This window comes from Rhizobium sp. PAMB 3174, assembly GCF_052908375.1.
Window position 1 is genome coordinate 2,894,339 of the sequence record NZ_CM128608.1, and the last position, 20,610, is coordinate 2,914,948.

At 60.2% G+C, this 20,610-nt stretch carries 21 protein-coding genes; 1 reads left to right on the forward strand and 20 read right to left on the reverse strand.

Annotated features, from left to right (window positions below; all coding sequences use genetic code 11):
- Positions 1-294: 294 nt before the first annotated feature.
- A complete protein-coding gene (locus ACU5AY_RS13875; protein WP_446825294.1) occupies positions 295-1,320 on the forward strand; it encodes a LacI family DNA-binding transcriptional regulator in 1,026 nt (341 codons plus the stop codon).
- 7 nt (positions 1,321-1,327) lie between these two features.
- Here ACU5AY_RS13875 and ACU5AY_RS13880 read toward each other — a convergent pair whose 3' ends face one another.
- From ACU5AY_RS13880 to ACU5AY_RS13975, 20 genes are all read right to left on the reverse strand, one after another.
- Positions 1,328-1,873: a hypothetical protein gene (locus tag ACU5AY_RS13880; protein WP_446826666.1), complete on the reverse strand. Its 546-nt coding sequence runs from the start codon at positions 1,871-1,873 to the stop codon at positions 1,328-1,330.
- Positions 1,873-2,238, reverse strand: a complete 366-nt coding sequence (locus ACU5AY_RS13885) for a hypothetical protein (protein WP_446825296.1) — start codon at positions 2,236-2,238, stop codon at positions 1,873-1,875. The genes ACU5AY_RS13880 and ACU5AY_RS13885 overlap by 1 nt, the downstream gene beginning before the upstream one ends.
- A 10-nt stretch (positions 2,239-2,248) precedes the next feature.
- The gene (locus ACU5AY_RS13890; RefSeq protein WP_446825297.1) at positions 2,249-2,701 is read right to left on the reverse strand and encodes a rod-binding protein; all 453 of its coding nucleotides are present in this window, start codon (positions 2,699-2,701) and stop codon (positions 2,249-2,251) included.
- Positions 2,702-2,745: 44 nt separating this feature from the next.
- Positions 2,746-3,168, reverse strand: a complete 423-nt coding sequence (locus ACU5AY_RS13895; RefSeq protein ID WP_446825298.1) for a hypothetical protein — start codon at positions 3,166-3,168, stop codon at positions 2,746-2,748.
- Positions 3,169-3,177: 9 nt separating this feature from the next.
- Positions 3,178-3,939, reverse strand: a complete 762-nt coding sequence (locus tag ACU5AY_RS13900; RefSeq protein ID WP_446825299.1) for a flagellar biosynthetic protein FliR — start codon at positions 3,937-3,939, stop codon at positions 3,178-3,180.
- Positions 3,936-6,023, reverse strand: coding sequence for a flagellar biosynthesis protein FlhA (gene flhA, locus ACU5AY_RS13905; RefSeq protein ID WP_446826667.1), 2,088 nt, complete (start codon positions 6,021-6,023; stop codon positions 3,936-3,938). The genes ACU5AY_RS13900 and flhA overlap by 4 nt, the downstream gene beginning before the upstream one ends.
- Positions 6,024-6,174: 151 nt before the next feature.
- A complete protein-coding gene (fliQ, locus tag ACU5AY_RS13910; RefSeq protein WP_261931159.1) occupies positions 6,175-6,441 on the reverse strand; it encodes a flagellar biosynthesis protein FliQ in 267 nt (88 codons plus the stop codon).
- Positions 6,442-6,574: 133 nt separating this feature from the next.
- Positions 6,575-6,988, reverse strand: coding sequence for a flagellar hook assembly protein FlgD (flgD, locus tag ACU5AY_RS13915; protein WP_446825301.1), 414 nt, complete (start codon positions 6,986-6,988; stop codon positions 6,575-6,577).
- Positions 6,979-7,428 (reverse strand): flagellar biosynthesis repressor FlbT, encoded by a 450-nt coding sequence (gene flbT / locus ACU5AY_RS13920; RefSeq protein ID WP_446825302.1) that lies wholly within the window; start codon positions 7,426-7,428, stop codon positions 6,979-6,981. The genes flgD and flbT overlap by 10 nt, the downstream gene beginning before the upstream one ends.
- Positions 7,425-7,772: a flagellar biosynthesis regulator FlaF gene (flaF, locus tag ACU5AY_RS13925; RefSeq protein ID WP_446825303.1), complete on the reverse strand. Its 348-nt coding sequence runs from the start codon at positions 7,770-7,772 to the stop codon at positions 7,425-7,427. Before flaF ends, flbT begins: the two co-directional genes overlap by 4 nt.
- A gap of 38 nt (positions 7,773-7,810) precedes the next feature.
- Entirely contained in the window at positions 7,811-8,863 is a 1,053-nt protein-coding gene (locus tag ACU5AY_RS13930; RefSeq protein WP_446826668.1) for a flagellar hook-associated family protein, read from the reverse strand.
- Between the two features lie 3 nt (positions 8,864-8,866).
- Entirely contained in the window at positions 8,867-10,324 is a 1,458-nt protein-coding gene (gene flgK / locus ACU5AY_RS13935) for a flagellar hook-associated protein FlgK (RefSeq protein WP_446826669.1), read from the reverse strand.
- Between the two features lie 23 nt (positions 10,325-10,347).
- The gene (locus ACU5AY_RS13940) at positions 10,348-11,610 is read right to left on the reverse strand and encodes a flagellar hook protein FlgE (RefSeq protein WP_446826670.1); all 1,263 of its coding nucleotides are present in this window, start codon (positions 11,608-11,610) and stop codon (positions 10,348-10,350) included.
- Positions 11,611-11,743: 133 nt separating this feature from the next.
- A complete protein-coding gene (locus ACU5AY_RS13945) occupies positions 11,744-12,415 on the reverse strand; it encodes a response regulator transcription factor (protein WP_446825307.1) in 672 nt (223 codons plus the stop codon).
- A 567-nt stretch (positions 12,416-12,982) separates the two neighbouring features.
- Positions 12,983-14,482: a flagellar hook-length control protein FliK gene (locus ACU5AY_RS13950; RefSeq protein ID WP_446826671.1), complete on the reverse strand. Its 1,500-nt coding sequence runs from the start codon at positions 14,480-14,482 to the stop codon at positions 12,983-12,985.
- A complete protein-coding gene (motC, locus tag ACU5AY_RS13955) occupies positions 14,479-15,861 on the reverse strand; it encodes a chemotaxis protein MotC (RefSeq protein ID WP_446826672.1) in 1,383 nt (460 codons plus the stop codon). Before motC ends, ACU5AY_RS13950 begins: the two co-directional genes overlap by 4 nt.
- A 3-nt stretch (positions 15,862-15,864) precedes the next feature.
- Entirely contained in the window at positions 15,865-17,217 is a 1,353-nt protein-coding gene (locus ACU5AY_RS13960) for a MotB family protein (protein ID WP_446826673.1), read from the reverse strand.
- Positions 17,214-17,861 (reverse strand): hypothetical protein, encoded by a 648-nt coding sequence (locus ACU5AY_RS13965; protein ID WP_446826674.1) that lies wholly within the window; start codon positions 17,859-17,861, stop codon positions 17,214-17,216. The genes ACU5AY_RS13960 and ACU5AY_RS13965 overlap by 4 nt, the downstream gene beginning before the upstream one ends.
- A gap of 306 nt (positions 17,862-18,167) precedes the next feature.
- Entirely contained in the window at positions 18,168-19,133 is a 966-nt protein-coding gene (locus ACU5AY_RS13970) for a flagellin N-terminal helical domain-containing protein (protein ID WP_446825312.1), read from the reverse strand.
- A gap of 306 nt (positions 19,134-19,439) precedes the next feature.
- Positions 19,440-20,402 carry a flagellin N-terminal helical domain-containing protein gene (locus ACU5AY_RS13975; protein ID WP_446826675.1) on the reverse strand — a complete coding sequence of 321 codons (963 nt, stop codon included), beginning with the start codon at positions 20,400-20,402 and terminating at the stop codon, positions 19,440-19,442.
- Positions 20,403-20,610 lie beyond the last annotated feature (208 nt).

A 20,610-nucleotide genomic window follows, 5' to 3' on the forward strand; every position in this document is an offset into this window, starting at 1 on the left:
TTCAAAGCCTCCCGTGCTTTCTGGCTCTTTTCGCCAGTTCCAAATTCGAAACGCCTTCAAATAATCAAAGCGCTTTGGATTACATTTGAATCCACGTCCGCCTCCAAACTGTCAAGCTTTTTTAGGTTCTTTGCAAGTTTTGAGCGAAAATTTCGCATTGCAGCAAGTTTTTGCATCGCAGCAAGATAGATTTCAGTTGAGATATGTCACCGGCTTGCTACGCTTTCTCAAAGCGCTTTTAGTGCTTTCCTTGCCTCGGAAACGCACACGAGAAACGCTGGGAGGAGCAAAAACTTGAACCTGAAGCAGCTGTCCGAGCTTCTCGGCCTGTCGCAAACGACCGTCAGCAGAGCACTCAACGGCTACCCCGAAGTGAGCGAGGCGACGCGCGAGCGGATCATGAAGGTCGCCAAGCAGACCGGCTACCGGCCAAACCGGACGGCGCAGCGGCTGGCGACCGGAAAGGCGGGTTCGATCGGGCTCGTCATGCCGGTGGCGCCCGGCCATTATTCGGACGTGCACTTCGGCGAGTTCCTCAACGGCCTTTCCGAGGTGGCCGTCAAGCATGACTTCCATTTCATCATCACGCCCGCGCATCCCGAGGAAGAGGCGGCCGCACTCAGGGCGCTGGCGACGAGCGGCAATGTGGATGCCGTGTTCCTCGCCTACATGCGCGAGCACGACAGGCGGCTGGCGCTGGTGCGCACGCTGAACATTCCCTATCTCGTGCATGGCCGCTCGTTCGGCGATCCGGAGGACTACCCCTTTCTCGATGTCGACAACGAGGCCGCCTTCTTCGATGCGGCAAGGCTGCTTCTGCAACTCGGCCACAGGCGCTTCGCGCTTCTGAACGGCAACGGTTACCACGACTTCGCCATCCGCCGCTGTCTCGGGCTCAAGAAGGCGCTGTCAGAGCGTGGACTGGTTCTCGAAGAGCGGTTTGTCCAGCACTCCAACATGACCGACGAGGCCGGACTGAAGGGCATGAAAGCGTTTCTCGCCGCACCTGCCGCGGAACGGCCGACGGCCGTTCTTTGTGCCAGTACCGTGCTGGCGCTGGGTGCCGTGCGGGCCATCGGGGAAGCAGGCCTGACGCTCGGTCAGGACATCTCGCTGATCGCCCATGACGACGAACTGCCGATGCTGAAGCCTGAGAATTTCCGCGTGCCGCTGACGACGACGCGGTCTTCGCTGCGCGCCGCCGGATCGCGGATTGCCGAGCGGCTGATCGGCCGGATCGCGGGCGACATGTCGGCGCCGGACCATGAATTGTGGAAGGCCGAGCTGATCGTCAGGGCCTCGACCGGGCCGGCGCCGTGACGGGCGGTCAGTGCCCTTCCTTCTTGACGCTCTTCGCATAGGGTGACGGCTCGTCGATGATCTTCGTCACCGTCCGCTTGTCCTGGCCATTGCCCTCGTTCTTCTTCTTCACATCGTCCTTGGAGAGATAGTCGAGCTGCTCGACCAGGATCTCGTTGATGAATTCGCCGCCGAGCTGCTTGTTGAGGTCGGTCTTCAGACGATTGCGGAAGCCCGCAACGTCGAATTCGTTGATCTTGCCGACGTCGATCATCTTGTCGCCGACGAGAACGGTGAACAGCTCATCGGTCATCAGCTGTGTCATCGGAAGATGGAGGCCCTCGATCTTCTGCTTGTCCATCATGAAGGAAATACGACCGAGGAAGTATCCCGTCACCTTGCCGTCCTCGATGATCGGGATGGTCAGGGATTCACCGCTGACGAGCTCCAGATTGGCGATGCGCGGCTCCTCTTCCGCCGGCGGTGGTGGCGCCGTCGCCAGCTTGATCGCGAAGAAGACCGCGACAAGCGTGCAGGCACAGGCCCAGAGACCGGCGAAGATCAGCTTACCCATCAGAAGTCACAATAGCCGAACTGCTGCTGAGAATAGGTGCCATCGGCCTCCTCCTCCTGCACGGCGCTCTTGATGAGATCGGCGACCGAACGCACGGCTTCCATATGCGCATGGACGCGCCGGGCATTCAGCGCAAGCTTTGTCTTCAGCCGGTTGAGATCGTCTGCAAAAAATCCCGACGGGCCCTTCAGACGTGCGTCGCGCACCAGGATAGCGAGCTCGTACAGGCAGCGGCTCTTGTGATCGTTCGACGCCTTAACGTCGAACTGCGGGTCCCTGCCGATGCGCTGATTCTCGCCGTCAATGATGAGTTCGAGGCGGTTCAGCGTGCTCTTGATCCTGTATTCGTTGGAAATGACTTCCATGACCTACCGTTCACTCACTGTTGTTGTTCTGGGCCTTGGCCCGATCCTTGGCGTAAAGTTCCTCGGCAATGCCGATGCCGCCCCGCTTGGACAGGACGTTGGCAAACTGTTCGGCCATCATGCTCTTCCAGATCTCGCCGGCATTGCCGCTGCCGTAGACCTGTTCGCTTTCCTTCGGCAGCATGTACTGAACGAACTGTTGCAGGACCATGGCCTCGAACTTGCGATAGGTTTCCGGCACCTTGCCGAGATTGGCGTTCTGGGCCACGTGGTCGAGACCGGCCTCCGTTTCCAGCTGGCGCAACTGTTCGAGCGACACGTCAAAGCCCTGCCCCGCATTGCGCGCGGTGGCGGCGGAGCGCTGCAACTGCATGCGCGCGATGTCGTCCTGCACCTTCGTGACGGCTGGATCGGTCGCGCGCAGCGCGTCCAGCGTCATGTCTGGTGAATATCCGTCTGCCAACTGCAACTCCCGTGCGATTCAGCCATGCGTGATCAGCGGGAGGATTATGGTTTTTGAAACTTGCTGGAGGCTGGTGATGCGGCAGAGGCGATCGCCTGGTCGATCAAATCGTAGATGGCGTTGTCTTCCGCCTCGCGCGCTTCGTCCGTGCGGGCGTCGCGCATGCGGTCCTCCAGCCGGTCAGCCTTGGCGCGTTCGCGCATGACGCGGCTTTCCTGAACCTTCTGCGTCGCGGAGAGCTGCTGCTCCTGCGTCATCAGCCGCGAGAAGCGTTCCGAATAATTCCGCGACATGTGCCGATGGATCGGATCGATGGAACCGATCGCCGTCATGATCACATCCATGGACTCGCCGAGTTCACGGCGGGTGCGCGCCGTGTTGGCCAGATCGTTCTCTGCCATGCGCTCGAGATGGCGCTGGACCGCCACCAATCGCTTGAGCTTTTCCGATTTGCCTTTCGGTGCCATGCGCGCTCCTCAATGTCCCAGGAAGACGGACGGGAAGGCGTCCGCGAACTGCCTCAAGAACGCGGCAATGCAGAGATAGAACAGGAAGAGGCCACCCATTAGGTGATAAGGCATCGAAATGAAGTAGATCGGCACCTGCTGGGCGAGTTTGTTGATCATGCCGATCGAGACGTTGAACATCAGCCCGTAGAGCAGGAACGGGCTCGATAGCCTGAGCATGATATGGAACGTCATGTCGATCGTGTCCGTCAACGTGATCAGCATGCGCTGCGTCTCTTCCCGCCCGAAGGCGCCGACGGGCATGACCTTGTAGGAGTCGATCAGCGCGCGAAAGACGATCTCGTGAAAGTTCAGCGCGAACAGCATCATCAGCCCGGCAAAGACCAGCATGCTGGTCATCGGGCTTTCCGGATTGCCTTCGACGATGTCAGGCGCCGACGGCGGCGCGTTGAAGCCCATGAACATCGCCGTGATGGAACCGGCAAACTGCAGGCCGTCCGCGAAGAAGCGGGCGATCAGCCCGTAGGTCGTGCCGATCAGCGTTTCGGAAAAGATCAGGCCGATATAGGTCGGGGTAGCGTCCGACACGCGCGGATAGACCTCTTCCCACATCAGCGGCAAGAGCGCCAACGAGACGGCGAGTGCCACGAACAGGCGGATGGTCGCCGACAGGCGGATCGAAGAGAACCCCGGCAGGGCCATCATGCAGCCACCGATTCGGCAGAACACCAGAAACAGCGCCAGCACAGTGCCCTGCGGATCAGGAATCATGAAATGGAGCCCAGGATCTTGATTTCTATACCTTTCGCCAGTTCGACGTGCGACAGGACCGGCAACGTCGCGAACAGGCGCTCGATGATCATGCGCACATAGGAACGCGTTTCCGGCGACGTGACAAGAACAAAGGGCAATCCACGGTCCATGAATTCACGGATAACCTTGGTGGCCTGCTCGCTGAATTCCTCGAGGCTGCGCGGGTCGATGTCGAACTCGACGACTTCGCCCTTGGCGTCGCGCTTGAGGGCCTGATGGAAGACGAGGTCCCATTTCGGCCCGAGGCGCAGCACCCGCAACACGCCATTGTCGGCAAGGTCGCCGCAGAGCTGCTGGGCCATGCGGATGCGGACATGCTCGACGATCTGCTCGGTCTTGCGCACATGCGGCGCGAGCTCGGCGACGGCTTCGAGGATGAGATGCAGGTTGCGGATCGAGACGCGTTCGGCGAGCAGCAGCTTCAAGACCGCCTGCAGGCCGGAATAGGACATGTGCGACGTGCAGATTTCGTCGGCGAGCTTCTTGTATTCGGGATCGAGCCGCTCGATCAGCACCTTCACGTCCTTGTAGGACAAGAGCTGAGGCAGGTTGTTGCGGATCACCTCGCTCAGATGGGTAAGCACGACGGACACGTTGTCGATCGGATGGAAACCCTCGCGCTTCAGATCCTCGGTGAATGTCTCCAGGATGGAGACAGCCGGCATGCCGAAGGCCGGCTCGCGGATCTCGTCGCCCGGCACGGACGGCTTGCGTCCGGCGCCGGTGACAACCATGACTTCGCCGACGCGCAGCTGATTGGAGGCGATCGTCGTGCCGTGGATGCGGATCTGGTAGGTCTTTTCCTGAATGGCAATGTCGTCTGATACCTTGATCTCCGGAACGACGAAGCCGTATTGCGAGGCGAATTTCTTGCGCATCTTGCCGACGCGGAAGGCGAGTTCCTGGTGCTGTCCGAGCAGGCGGGTCGAGACCAGCTTGCCGAGCGCCAATTCGATTTCCGCGGTTTTCAGAGCAGACTTGACGGAGTCCTTTTCCTGCTCCTTCGTCTGCATCACCTTCTTTTCTTCCTGATCGCGGACCACCTTGTTCTCGGCTTCGATCTGGCGCGGAATATACCAGCCACCGAAGGCCATGATGCCGCCGAGGACGGTGAAGGGGATGAGTGGCAGGCCCGGCATCAATGCCAGCAGGCCCATCAGCGCGGCAGCCACCGAAAGCGCGCGGGGATAGCCGCTCAGCTGCTCGACGACGGCCTTGTCTGTCGAGCCGAGCGTGCCGCCACGCGAGACGATGAGGCCGGCGGCGAGCGAGACGATCAGCGCCGGGATCTGCGAGACCACGCCGTCGCCGACGGAAAGCTTGACGAAGACGTCGGCCGCCTCGCCGATCTGCATGCCGTGGCGGAAGTAACCGATGATGATGCCGCCGAAAATGTTGATGCCGGTGATCAGCAGGCCCGCAACGGCGTCGCCACGCACGAACTTCGAGGCACCGTCCATCGAACCGAAGAAGGAGCTTTCCTCTTCCAGTTCGCGACGGCGGCGCTGCGCCTCCTTTTCGTCGATGATGCCCGCCGACAGGTCGGCATCGATCGACATCTGCTTGCCGGGAATGGCATCGAGGGTGAAGCGCGCGCCGACTTCAGCGATACGCGTCGCGCCCTTGGTGATGACGATGAAGTTCACCACGATCAGGATGAGGAAGACGATGAGACCGATGACGAAGTCGCCGGACATGATGAGCTTCGAGAAGCCCGCGATCACGCCACCGGCGGCATGGTCGCCCTGATTGCCGTTCGACAGGATCACGCGCGTGGTGGCGATGTTCAGCGCCAGGCGCGTCATCGTCACGATCAGCAGGATCGTCGGGAAGGAGGAGAAGTCGAGCGGCTTCTGGATCCACAGCGCCACCATGAGTATCAGGACCGACAGCGCGATCGAGAAGGCCAGCCCCATGTCGATGAGGAAGGTCGGGATCGGCAGGAAGAGGATACAGAGAATAAGCACGATGCCGGCGGCGAAGCCGACGTCACGTCCGCTCGGATTGACCTTGGGAAGCGGTAGAGCTGGTGGTTGCGCCATTTACGGTCCCGTCTCTTCATGAGAGGTTTTTTCAAGGGCAAGCCAGATGCCCCGCGATCGTGACGACAGGGTTAGCCATCGAAGCTTGCGCGAGGGTGAAACGCGACCGTCAGGAGGGGTCCGCCGCTAGGCGATACGCGCTCAGGACAGATCAGAAACCGGATTGAATGCGGGAGAAGACAAGGTCGGTGAAAAGCGAAATCTGGCCGCCGATAAAGGGGGCGGAAATCGCGACGGTGACGAAGATCGCGAGAATTTTCGGCACGAAGGTCAGCGTGATTTCCTGTACCTGCGTCAGCGCCTGAATGAACGCGATGGTCAGGCCGACGACCATGGCGGCGAGAACCGCCGGTCCGGATGCCGCAAGCACCGTCCAGATGGCGGACTGCATGATGTCGAGCGCGTCTGCTTCGTTCATTTCATTCCCCTGCCCTGGCAGGACACAGCATGCCGAATCGGCTGCCTTTCATCATGTCAGATGAAAGCCTTCCTCAAAAGACGCGGAACAGGAAGATTGGACGCCGGCGGATCAAACGGCCAGCGGCGACTGGTCACTCCGTGGCGGCGAGCGTGATGCCGGCTTCGATGGTGACCTTCGAGCCATCCTCGGTGATGGCGGTCAAACCGTCGCTGCCAACCGCCACGGAGGCAATCACACCCGTGGTCTCGCCATCGGACGAGGTGATCGTCTTGCCGATATAGCTGGACGCCTGCGAGAGGGCCGTCTGCGAAATCAGGTTCTCGAGGTTGGAGTTGGTCTGGATGGTCTGCTCGACCTGCGAAAAGGTCGCAAGCTGGGCGATCTGCTCGCTCGCGTCCATCGGGTCGGTCGGATCCTGGTTCTGGATCTGCGCGATCAGAAGCTGCAGGAAGCTTTCGTAGTTCAGCGACGCGGAAGCCGACGCACTCTGGGCCGCCGTGGTCGTCGTTGTGGACGTGGATGAACTGACTGCATCTACCGCCATGGCGCGATCTCCCTGCGAATTTGCTCGACCGTAGTCGGCGACATTTCCTGCTCGTTGAGGATGCGATCTTCGATCGGATAGAGCTGGCGAATTGCCTTGAGGGCCTCGAACGCCCGGCCGGAGGAAACCAGTCCGTCGATGCGCTTCAGTTCCGCCAGAACCTCTTCGTTCTTGAAGCAGGCGAGCAACATCGTGATCGACTTGCGGAACATGGCCGTGGTCTGCTCTGCGCCCTCCGGATTGATGAGGATCATCTGGGAGATGAAGTAGAGCTGGCGCAGCGGCGTCGTCGCGTCTTCCGGCTGCAGAACGTGGTTTTCCAGAAGGAACGTGACATCGTTCAGGAATTCCAGGGCCACCTTTCGGTCAACGCGCAACACGGCGCCGTTGATGAAGATGCGCTCGCCGGATTTCAGCGAAATTCTGAGTGTACTTTTCATTGCAGGCCATCCCTGATGATGGTGGTCACGTCGATGATACCCTGGAAATTGTCCGTTTCCCGTCGCCGGATGCGGTCGCATTCCTTGAGTATCCAGATTGCGATCGAGATGAGATTGGCGCGCAGTTCCTGATTCAGCTGGTTCTCCGGCTGCTTCAGGTCCTCGATGAAACGGATCCATACCCGGCGGGTATAGAACAACGCCTCAATCGCATCACGGTTATAGCCGCCGGCGGCCTTGGCCGCCCGCAGAAGTTCAATCGAGCGGGTAAGGACTTGCCGTTCGCGATCCTTGGCGTCGGCGACGCCGTCCTCCATGATCTCGGCATATGAAAACTGGTACATTTCACACGTCCTTCATTCTTATCGACGTCCCTTGGTCATCAAAGGAAATTCACCAGGCTCAATTGCTGAATCCTGGATGTCAGCGTGTATGATGCCTCAACTTGAGCAAGCAAATTGTTAACGCGCGTTGAAGCTTCATACGCATCGACCCCTTCGAGATCGCTAAGGTGCGTTTCGATGATGTTTTTCTGCTCGGACAGGGTGTCGTCGGCCTTGGACACACGCGACTGGGATAGCCCGAGCTGGGTGCGCTGGTAGTCGACGCCGGAAATCGCCTGGCCGGCATAGTTGATGGCGGCATCCGAGACCACCTGGCGCACATCGGATGCAATGTTCGTCCCAAGAAGCTCGACCGACAGCACGGCGGACAGCGCGAAATAGCGCATCCCATCCGTATTGGTGTTGGTCGAGGAGTCGACGACTTCCGACTTGGTAATGCGGCTTGTCATGTTCTGGTCGCTGGCGCTGGACCAGTTGGTCTGCCAGTCACTGCCAGTGAACATCGGCTCGACCGTATTGGAAATGAAATCCTCCATGTCGGTGGCCGTGATCGTCGACGCGGCTGAATCGTCCTGCGTGAAGCCGAAATAGGTCAGGAACGCATCGTCGAAGGCCGCCTTCGCCGCGTTTCCGCTCTCCGTATAGTCGGTCATCGGCTGCACATCGGTGTTGATGCCAGCGAAGAGATATTCACCGTTGAGCGATGTGTTGGCGAGCCCCGTGAACGCCTGCAAGGCATTGCTGGCAGACTGGACGGCGGTCGACAGCGTGCTCTGGTCGTCGCTACCGGACAGCGCGACGAGGGCGGACATGATGTCGCTCGCATTGTTGGACATCTGTTCCAGCGCCGCCTGCGACGCATCGAGACGCTGCGATACGAGCGAGTTCGTATCCATCAGCGACTGGATGCGCATGACGTCGCGGTTGAGATCGATGCTCTGGCTGGTCTTGGCGCCGAGCGCCACGCCGAGGTCGGCATGCGTGCCGGTCACGACCTCTTTCTGGGCATCGACCAGTTCGTTCTGCGACTGGCGTATCGTCAGCCGCATGGCGTTTTGGACGGAAAGGTTGGAAATCGAGGAAGTATCCATGAATTACCCCGCCACCTCCAACAATGATTTCATCATTTCGTCGACTGTGTTCAAAAGCTTCGTCGATGCCTTGTAGGACTGCTCGAGGTCGAGAAGAAGCGACAGTTCCTCATCAAGGCTGACGCCCGTCTTGTTCGAGAACGCCTCCTGCGAGCGCTGATAGAGCGCCGCCTTGTTTTCCGCCGCGCCGTCCGCGTTGCTACGCAGGTTTTCCAGCCAGCCGATCGAGTTGCTGGCGTAGGAGAGAATGTCCGTCGAGGTGTCGATGCCCGCGGCGGCGTCAAAGCTCACGTCGTCGTCCATCGCGGTGACATATCCGTCAAGCAGATCGGAGTAGCCGGTCCCGCCGCTGCTGTTGACGACGAAGTCTGAACCGTTGATGCCGCCGTCACGCAGGAGAGTCGGATCGCCGCCCTGCGAGGTCACCAGCGCCGTGTTCACCTTGATGCGGGCGGCAATCCCGGGAACCAGCGTCCCATCCGACGGAACCGTACCGTCATCCCAGGTGAAGAGACCCGGAAGGTTGTCCGTCATGCCCGTCTGGTCGACTTCCGAGAACATGCTGATGAGCCCGCGGGCGGTCTCGTCGAGTTGGCTCTGGAATTCGGGGGCGATTTCGTCGCGAATCTGGATCAGGGCGCTGAGCGAGCCCTTTGCCGATGTGTTGCCGCCTTCGCCCGCCTTGACCGGAACGCCATCGATATAGACAGCTCCGCCGGTCGTGGAGGCATCGTAGGCAAGCGTCTGCTGGAAGGAGATCTCGCGCGGCGTGCTCTCGAAGAGCGTGGCGCCATCGGTGGTGTAGAGCACCATGTCGCCGTTGTCGCGTGTCAGGGTCTTGACCCCGACGATCTCCGAGATCTGCTTCAGCAGCCCGTCACGCGTGTCAAGCGCGTCAACATCGGAGGAACCGGACGTGCTGGCATTCTTGACCGCATCATTGGCTTCCTGGAACTGGTTGAGCAGGTCGCGAAGCTTTTCGACGGCGGTCTTGATATCCTTGTCGGCCTGGGTGCGGATTCCCTGGATTTCGTCGGTGGCCGAGTTCAGGGAGTTGGCGACGTCCTGAGCGCTCGTCACGACGGTCTGCGCAAGCGCATCCTCGTTCGGCTTCGTCGCATAGGATTGCAGGCTATCGCGCAGCGTCGACATGTAGGCTGACGGCGACAATGAATAATCGTCGCCGCCAAGAACGCTTCTCATGCTCTCCAGGCCGCTCAGCAGCGATTCCTGACCGCTCTGCTGGGAAATGCTGTCGAGCACCTTGCCCATCATGGTCGGATCGCTGGCCCGCTGGATGGTGACCGTCTGGGAACCGTAGATCGTTCCGACGACAGTCGCATCACGGCGCGTGTAGTTCTCGTTGCCAGCATTGGCAATGTTCTTCGAAACAACGGCAGTCTGCGTGCCGGTGTTTGTGAAGATACTCTGTGCCGTGTTGATTGCTGACGAGAGCGACATGTGACGCGCCTTACCGTTCTAGCTTATCTCTTGAGGTTGATGAGGACGTCCATGAGGTCAGACCCTGTCTGAAAGACCTTGGAGTTCGCCGTATAGCTTCGCTGCGATTCGATCATTTCGGTCAGTTCACTTGCCAGGTCGACGTTGGAGCTTTCCAGCGCGCCTGAGATGATCGTGCCAAACTGGCCGGTTTCCGCGTAGCCGATGGTCACGACGCCGGAATCGGCCGTTTCGGAATACATGTTGCCGGAGACGACCTTGAGGTTGTCCGGGCTCTGCACCGTTCCGAGCGCGATGCGATAGATCGCCGTGGTCGAACCGTCGGAGTATTTGGCGTAGACCACGCCGTCACCATCGATTTCAACCGACTTGACCGCGGATGCGGCACTGCCGTCGACATTCGCCTTGTTGACGGCGAAGTCAGTCGCCAGCTGCGTCATGTCGCTGAAGTCGATTTCGACATCCATGTCGTTGACGCTATCGGCAATCGCGACGCTACTGTCGCCGCTGGTCGTATCCAGCGTGCCGTCATCGTTGAAGACCAGCGTCGCGGAACCGATCTGGCCCGTCGGCGAATAGGGGAAGCCGGTCTGATCTGTCGCCTCGGAGTTGAGGTAGACCGACACTTCCCATTCGTTGTCATTGGTCTTGGTGTAGTAGAAGTCATACGTCACTTCGCGTCCCTGGCTGTCATAGGCAACCAGCGAGCTCTTGTGGGTGTAGGTGGAAGTCGAAAGGTTCGCGCTCGGCAGGTCGCCGGTAACGGTTTCCGAATCCGCGTCGAGGTTCGCGGAAAACACACCGCTGGTGGATTCGGACGCCGTCAGGCCGCTGCCGCTGATATTGATCTCTTCGAGCCCCGCATAGCCGTTGACGACCACGGCCGGATCGCCGCCATCATAGGAATAACCCATCAGGGTGTAGCCCTGAGAGTTCACCATGTTGCCGTTGTCGTCGATCGTGAAAGAGCCGGCGCGGGTCAGGTAGGAGTTGCCGGCATCGTCCTGAACGATGAAGAAGCCGTCGCCCTGGATGGCAAGATCGGTGTCGGACGTCGTGTATTCCAGAGCGCCCTGCTCGGAGATGGAATACTGGATGCTGGTGGTCACGCCACCGGAGTTGTAGGCACCGGCCGTTGACGGCAGAACGAGAGACGAGAAGGAAGTCGATGCACGCTTGTAACCCGTTGTACTTGAGTTCGCGATGTTGTCACCAACGGTACTCAGGCGGTTTGCCTGCGCACTCATGCCGGAGACAGCAGTCTTCATCGTCCCAAAGAGACTCATCTTGGATCCTCATGACCATCTTGATTTTGGAGAGTAAGGAGCGGGCCTTGTGTGAAGCTGTCTGTGTCAGTGTTTTCGGGATTTTAAAGCAGAACCGAAAAGGACAGACAGAAGGCCCGCGCCAGTTTAAAAATTAATTCCAATCAATGCAGTAGCCGAGAAAACGCTTGGAATCGATCGGGTCGAAACCGAGCTTCCGGCGCAGCTTCTTGCGAAGCTTGCTGATGTGGCTTTCGACCACATTCTCTTCGACCTCGTCGTCGAAGATTCCGTAGATTGCGCTGAAGATCTGCGTCTTGGAAACGCGGCGGCCACGGTTGGCGACCAAGTATTCCAGGATGCGACGCTCACGACGCGGCAGCGGGAACGTGTCGCCGCTGATTTCAGGATCACGGCCGTCCGAGAAAACCCGGATCGGACCGACTTCGGTGAAGTTGGAAATCGCCTTCAGACGACGGCGGATCGCCGCAGCCCGAGCGAGGATTTCGCGGGGGTGAACCGGCTTGCGCACGACGTCGTCGACGCCGCTGTCGAACAGGGCCAGCGTCACATCCAGCGAGTGCTGGTCGCTGACGGCGATAACAGGTGCCTGGGACCGGTCACGGATCGCTCTCGGCAGTTCGCAGGTCTGACCACCTTGCCCGATCAGAAACGCTTCGACTGCCGCGAGGTCGCAATCCGCCGCGGTATTCACCCATTCGCCAAATTCTTCAGGATCAAACCCTGTCGAGGGAATCCCCTCGCGCCCAAAAAGGGATGTGTAGCCATCTTTCACGAGCTCTCGCTCATCAACCACTACGATCATTCGTCCGCCTCCGAATCAGTGTGGTGCCTCGATGTGATATCGATACGAATCGGGCGAATCGGCAGCAACTAACTCTTATGAATGGCGGAAATTAATAGTTGATTAACCATATTGTGCTGATTTGAACTACATATAGTGTGCGACTTCCCATTTAGGCACAAATTTCCCTTGGAAAAGTTAACTTATGCTTAACGACGGAATTGCCATTTTGGCCACGCTGGAATCCGGCATAAATATGACATCCTTAGAAATCACCATGGGTTTCCATTTCAGGTTGTACATTCGATGGCCGCTTTATGGCGAAAAATGATGAATCACAATTTCGCCGCAGTGGTAAATGCAACGCCGGAAGCATGACTTTACCCCCAGCAATAGTCAATTCCGGCCATCGGGACACAGCACGGCACCCGTCTCCCCTGGCTGGAGAGCGTTAAATTCCGTGCTGTTTCGGGTGTTGGAATGTCATATTCCGGGGTGGAAAGGACGGTTCACAAAGCGCTCAAGCGGTGATCCGTCCCGGTCTTCAAGCCGCGCCCGCCTCGCTCCGGGTGGCTAAAAGTGACAAAGTTAGAGATAGACCTGACCGCTGCGGGCGCCTTGCTGGCTGGCAGAAGAAGAGGTCGAGACGCTTTCCGGGGAGGCGTAACGCTGGTCTTCGCCGGTCGAATTGCGCGACGAGCTTCCGCTCCCCTGACCGCTGCCGCCGGCACTGCCCTGGCCCGCCTGCTGCTGGGCAAAACCCTGTCCCTGTGCGGTGTCCTGGCCCGTACTGGTTGACGGCTTGTCGGGGGTCGGCGCCATGCTGACGCTGATCTGGTCGACCGCGTATCCCTGGGACCGGAGCGCATTCACCATGTTCTGCTGGTCTTCCTTGAGCTGCCGGTAGGCATGGCTGTTTTCAACCTTCAGATCGACCACCAGCTGCTCGCCGACGAGCTTCAGCGTGGCTGTGACCGAGCCAAGGTCGATCGGGTTCATCTGGATCTTCAGGGTGTTGACCACCTTCGACGCCGCGATACCGGACTCCGTCGTCATGTCAGTCGAAGCCGAGTTCTGCATGGCCGACGTCCAGGACTGGTCTCCGGTCACCGCCTTCAGCACATTCGAACTGTTGGTATTCTGCGTGAAACCGAGGAAACGCCGGCTGTCCAGCACCTCGACATTCAGCGTCTGATCCGTGTTGCCGGTCAGAGTCTTGTCGGCTGCGGCCCGCGATGTTTTCGACACCGACAGGCCAGCGAGACCCGCCTCGTCCGATGCCGACGCACTCTGCCTGCCGCCAGTGTCGGAAAGGCCCGGTACGACATGATCCGTTTCGGACTGTCCGGCCTTGTCGCTCTGGCGCGCGCCAAGTGCCTTGGCATCCGCCTTCAGGTCGGCAGCGACGTCTTCGACGCTGGACTTCGCATCGGCATCCTTCTGCTTTCCGGCATTTGCGGGATTGGTCACCTTGCTGCCGGTCTGGTCCTGAGCGGCCGCCGCAATGGCTGTGCTCGATGCAGACGATGACAACAGCGCCAGAAGACTCTTGACCTCTGAATCCGCAGACTTCGGCGCGTCGTCGGCAACGCCTGTGCCGTCGTCGGCATCAGCCTTTGCTTCCTCTGCCGGATCTGCCTTGGCGTCGGCCTTGCCCGCTTCCGCGTCCTTGCCCGCCTCCTTCACATTCGCCTGGTTGGCCGCGTCCGCAACGATCTTGCCGTGGTTTTCCTTCGCCTTTTCGTCGGATGCCTTGGAGGAAACCTTTTCGACCTCCTCGCCCGCGGCTTCGCCTGGGTCAGCCTCGGCGGCATCGTCGGCAGGCGCGGCGTTGGTCTCGTCCTTGGCTTCTGCCCCGCTCTTCACCGGAGACACCTTGCCCTGGCCATCGGCAGCCGCAGTCGTCGGCGCCGGAGATGGCGGTTGTGATTCATCCTGCTGGGTTGGAGCGGTATCCTTCGCGACCGATGACAAGGTATCGGAAAAACCGGTATCGCGAGACGCTGACGCGCTCGTACCCTTGCCGGCACCGGAGGAGCCATACGTGTCGACTATCGGCATATACCCGGCAAATCCGGCATTCATCATGGCAAAATGCTTTCCTTGTCCAACAGCTTGTCGATCTCGTCGAGCTTGGATTTGCCCGACGTCAGAAAGCCCTTGATGGAAGGATCAAGATTGTCATTTTCCTGCCGGTCGGCAGAAGCGTGATCCGCTCCGCCTTCCGCCGAAGCAGTCATTGCTCCGTCCTGCGCTGGGGCTTGCGGGACATCGCTGGCAGCGGCGCCCCCATCTTGTGGCTGATCAGTAGAAGAATTCCCTTGCGCGAGGCTGTCTGGCGGCGTCCCGGGGGAGCCGTCGACCGGGTTTGCGAAGGGCCGCTGGGGATCTGCCTTTTCCTGAAGCAGGGCCGGGTCCGGCGGACGGGTGACCTCCTTGGCGACAAAGGCCGCAGCCGCCTTCAGGGCCTTGTCGCGGCTTGTCAGAACGGCATTCGGCGTCTCCAGGATGGTCGACAGTGCAGACTCGACGCCATCGGTCGGAATGCTGGCAAACCCGCTGTAGAGATCGGCGAGGTGATCTTCCGGATTGCCAGGACCGTCCGACAGCTCCCGGACCTTTTCCGCGGCCGATTTGGCCAGGTCGTCGCGGCCCGAAATGGCAGCCCGCCTGGCAATCCGCAGGAAGACCTCACGCTGCCGGTCCTTGTCCATTGGCTCGAGGATCATGTTGATCTCGTCTTCCGTCACCTCGCCATCGAAGTCGACGGCCAGCGTGACAAACAGATCAGCAAACTGGCTGGCGTAGGGGGAGTGCAGGAAGCGCCGGGAATACTGGCGCGCATAGCGCATGGCCCGGTGAATGAACCCGGCATCCATGGAAATCAGGATCGAGCGGCGCAGCGCTGCCTCTTCGACAATGGTGCCGGGGGCCTTCAGCCGTGCCCAGGCATAAAAGTCGAGCGCCTTGGCGGGGTCTTTTGTCTGGGTGACATTACCCGCGACGAGGGCGAGATAGGGGCCGATGATGGTGTCGCGGTATTCGGGCATCATTCCAGCGATGTCTTTTTGAACGAGCAGCCCCTTGCCGCGCAGGTACTGGCGCAGCACGTCGGCGACGCGGATGTCGAAATGGCCGTCAACGTCGCGGGCTACGAGATATTCGAGCGTATCCGGATTGCCGCCGCTCATGGCGTAGATGAGAGCCGCATCGACATTGTGCGGATCCTCGAACACATCGGGCTTCGCCTCGCGCAGCCGCTTGTCAACGGTCTTCAACATGAAGCGCTGCATCTCGACGGCGGAATGATCGCCGAGCACGACCGAATCCTGGATGAACTGCAGAGAGCGCAGCAGCTTGTAGGGCGCGAGCTCCTCTTCGCCGCCGGCGGCAGAAGCCGGGCGCACGCAGAAGACGCCGGTCAGCAGGACAAGCGCAACGGTGATGCCGCGTGCAGCAATGCGCATCGCCTACCCCTGCCCTCCCTCGATTAGGATTTCGATGCGCCGGTTGGCATCGTTCAACGGATCGTTCGGGACCTTCAGCCGGCGATCGGCAAAGCCGGAGACCTGCTCCACGCGCTTCTCATCGAGCCCGCCGCGCACCAGCATGAAATAGGCGCTGTGGGCGCGATCCATCGACAGCTGCCAGTTGTCGCCGGTGCCATCGGCGAAGGGACGCGCATCGGTATGTCCGCGGATGACGATGCGGCCCTTGCGGTCCTCAAGAACCTTGCCGATCTTTTCCATGGCAAGCACCATGTCGCGCTGCGGCACTGCGGAGCCGACATTGAACATCGGCGCGCCGGACTGGTCCGAGAGGCTGACGAGCACACCGCCTTCGGCTGGCGTCACCACCAGGCCCTCCGCCAGCTTGCCGGCCGTACCCTGCAACTGCGCTTGCAGCTCGGAGCGGATATCCTCCGCTTCCTTTTCGAGCTTGGCTTTCTGTTCAGCCGTCATCGGGCGGTCAAGCGCCGGGGTCTGCTGGTCCTGCTGCGCACCGGTCGCGGCTTTGGCGCCCTCGCTGTCGCCAGCCTTCTCCGGCATCTGCCCACCCTGAGCCTTGCCGGTCGTGCCCTCGTCAGCCTCGCCAGGCTTCTTGTCGCCTTCCAGCATCCCGGTACCGTCGGCCGCACCACCCTTGGCCTCGGTGTCGCCGGCGTGAAGGGCCGCCATGTCCTGGGACTGGTCCTCCGCCGCTTTCTTGGTTTCGTCAGTCACCTGGACGGGGGTCTGGTCGGCGCGCGTCACCTCGACCTGCTCCGTCCAGAAATCCGGATCGAAGGGATCGCGATAGGCCTCTCCGCCATCGGCGCCGGTCGCCGGGCCGGAATCGCTCGCCCCGCCGTCACCCTTGGCGCTGACATTGGCCTGCTGGCCGACTTCCTGGGCGATCTCCGCCAAAACGGCATACGGGTTCTCGAAATAGTCCGCCTGCGAGTAGGCCACCGATTCCCCGGCGGAGGCCGCCTGATCCTGACCCTTTTCCGGCGTATTGCCGGACTGGTCCTCGTTTTCCTTGCTCTTGGACTTGTCCCGCTCTTCCTCGCCCTCGGCCTGCGAGGTCGGCTTCTTGAGGCCGCGTTCCGATGGCTTCTGTTCGGTCAACTGGATCGGATTGAAGTAGCTTGCTACCGTTGTGGTCGTTTCTTCATTGGCCGCGTTGACCAACCACATGACGAGGAAGAAGGCCATCATTGCCGTCATGAAGTCGGCATAGGCAATCTTCCAGGCGCCACCGTGATGGCCGCCATGTCCGCCGCCACCGCGCTTGACGATGATGATCTCGTGTTTGTCGTGGCTGCCGGATTCCTGGCTCATGCGATCGCTCTCCGAAGCCCGTCGGCCCACGCTTCGAGCTTCGTGGTCATCAGGCTTCCATCAATGTCGACCTTGAGGTCGAGGCTCTGGTCTTCGACCAGGTGAATTTTTTCGGCCTTGTCGCCGAGTTCCGTGGTGATGCGCTCCAGGAGGGAGGCCGGCCCCTTGACCGTAATGCGCCCGAACTCCCCGTCGGCGATTGCCGCCCTGATCATCTCGGACAGTTCCGAGACACCCGCGGTCGTGACGGCTTTGCTCAGCAGTGGCGCGATCACCGATGCCAGCTGATCACTGAGGACGGCCGCGATCTCCCCGGCGGCCTGCTCGATCTTCGCAAGCAGGAGAGATGCCATTTCGCCATGCAGGCGTTCCTGCAGGGCAGCCATTTCGGCCTGGTGGGCAGCCAGAAGCGCTTCCCGCTCCTCGCCGAATTCCGCCAGCAGTTGCTCGCGGGCGGCGGCCTGGCCATCTTCGAACGCCTCGCGACGCTCCGCCTCGACATCGACGGGAGGCGGCAGATCGATCTCCGGAAAATCGAGGGCGTCCGGCGCGCTCATGACGTCGAGATCAAACGACATCTCGTCAGGCGTCGGCGCGACCGGCTCACTGAAATCCTTCAACAGGCGGGCAAGGGATGCATTCATCGGCGAACCTCCTGCACGGAGGGAACACCGGGCAGCCTCATGGATACAAAAACAAATGTAGGACTGACTGAATCGTTCGTTAACATCGCCTCACCCGGATTGCCGGCGCGCTCGACTCGGCGAATCGACGGCCATGCCGCGGCCCGGCCGGGAAACGCGGCATGGTCGAAGCTAGGGTGTCAAACTTGTGCGAGGATGAAGGTATCGGGTCGCGCCAGGGCAATTGGCGCGACCCGCCGTTTCCGCCAACCGCCAATGACCAAAGGCGCGGCAGAATGGAAAGGCATCAGGCGGTCAGCCGCCGGTTTACTGCCTGAAGAGGCTGAGGATGTTTTCCGCGTTGGTGTTGGCGATCGACAGCGACTGGATGCCGAGCTGCTGCTGCGTCTGCAGCGCCTTCAGCCTGGTCGACTCTTCGTTCATGTCCGCATCGACCAGACGTCCGACGCCCTGATCGATCACATCCATGAGAGTGGCGACGAACTCCGTCTGCATGTCGATGCGGCTGGTGATGGCGCCCAGCGCCGAGGCCGAATCCGTCAGGGTCTGCAGCATGTCGTCGACGGCGGTGATCATGCCGTCGAGATCGGCGTCGCTGGAGGTCGTGTAGAGAACGACCTCGCTGCCCGCCGCCGGGGTGGACGAGGAGGCGTCGATCAGGAAGTACTGGACCGTCGTCGTGGTCGTGCCACTCGCGATCGTGACGGTCACGTCCTTCGTCAGCAGACCATAGGACGCGTCATTGGTATCGATGAGCACGGACTCGGCCGTATTGAACGGCAAGGTGGTCACGGAGACGGATCCATCCGTCGCGCGGTTGAAGGACGCGACGATCTCCTTGGTCCCTGGCGCCGTGCTGGTTTCGTTGTAGAGCCAGTTCTCGCCGGAGAAGGAGGCCGACTCGGCGATCGAGGAGAGCTGAGACTTGAGTTCGGTCAACTCCTTGTTGATCTTGTCCTTGTCGACGCCGGGTTCGCGCGCGGCAACCAGCTTGGACTTGATCTCGGTCATCACGTCGATGGCAGATTCAAGACCGGTGTAGGCGGTATCGGCCTTTGCGGCGCCCAGCCCGAGTGCGTCCTGAACGGTGGAAAGCGCCGCGTTGTCCGAGCGCATGGTGGTCGCGATCGACCAGTATGCGGCGTTGTCTGCCGCCGTCTCGACACGATAGCCGGAGGAAACCCGGTTCTGGGTGGTCTCCATGTTCTTGTCGATGGATCTGAGTGTCTGAAGCGCCGCCATTGCGGCGGTGTTGGTCATAATGCTGGTCATTGGTCATTGCCCCGTTTCGTCAAGGGACATCCCGGAGTGCAATACCGGGAACGACGGACAGCTTCATGCCAATTGACCCGTTTGCCCTATGGTCAACCCGACGTTCATTAACAATTTGTTAAGGTTGATATAGTTAACAAATAGTTAACGCAACGGGGAAACGACGCTGAGGGATGAAGAAAGCGTTAACGCGCATGCCTCACGCAAGTTTCGGGTCTTCCAGACGCACAAAAGGCCGCATTCCGGAGAATGCGGCCTTTTGCCTGATCACTGGCCGGGCGCCTCGAGCGCCCCGCCCCGCTCCGATTAACGGAAGAGCGAGAGGATGTTTTCGGAGTTGCTGTTGGCGATCGACAGCGACTGGATGCCCAGCTGCTGCTGCGTCTGCAGCGCCTTCAGCTTCGTCGACTCTTCGTTCATGTCGGCATCGACGAGGCGGCCGACGCCGGTGTCGATCACGTCCATGAGGTCGGCGACGAACTCGTTCTGCATGTCGATACGGGACTTCGTCGCACCGAGCGAGGACGCAGCGTCCGTCATGTCGGAGAGCATGGCGTCAACGGCGCTGATCATGCCTTCGACTTCATCGTCGGTGGAGGTCGTATAGAGCGTGACTTCCGAACCTGCCGCAGTCGTTGTCGAGGAGGCGTCAATGAGGAAGTACTGGACCGTCGTCGTGCCGGTGCCGCTCGGAATGGTCGCGGTGTAGTCCTTGGTCAGCAGGCCATCGCCGGCGTCGTTGGTGTCAACCAGCATGGACTCGGCTGTGTCGAAGCTGATGAGCTTGACCGAGACGGAATTGTCGGAAGCACGCACGAAGGATCCGACCATTTCCTTGGTAGCCGGAGCTGTCGTCGTGTCGTTGTAGAGCCAGTTTTCACCGGAGAACGACGCGGACTCGGCAATCGAGGACAGCTGCGACTTCAGTTCGGTCAGTTCGGAATTGATCTTTTCCTTGTCGACGCCCGGTTCGCGGGCTGCAACCAGCTTGGCCTTGATTTCGGAAACGACGTCGATCGACGAATCCATGGCGGTGTAGGCGGTGTCGACCTTCGCTGCACCGAGACCCAGGGCGTCCTGGACGGTGGAGAGTGCCTTGTTATCCGAACGCATGGTGGTCGCGATCGACCAGTATGCGGCGTTGTCGGAAGCCGTGTCGACCCGGTAGCCGGAAGAGATACGGTTCTGCGTTTCTTCCATGCTGGTGTTGATCGAACGCATGGTATTGAGCGCCGCAATAGCTGCGCCGTTGGTCATGATACTCGTCATTGGTACTGCCCCTTTTGGACGTAAACAAATGGAAGGGACATTCCGGAATTACCGGCAACGGCGGCTAGCGTCATGCAAGCCGACTGTTCAGGTCAACCCGCCGTTTGATGACCTGATCTGACACCATTATAGTTAAAATTGGATAAATGATCGAATTTTATGCTTAATCGAGGATAAAAAGAAAATCCGCACCCAGGGGAAGGTGCGG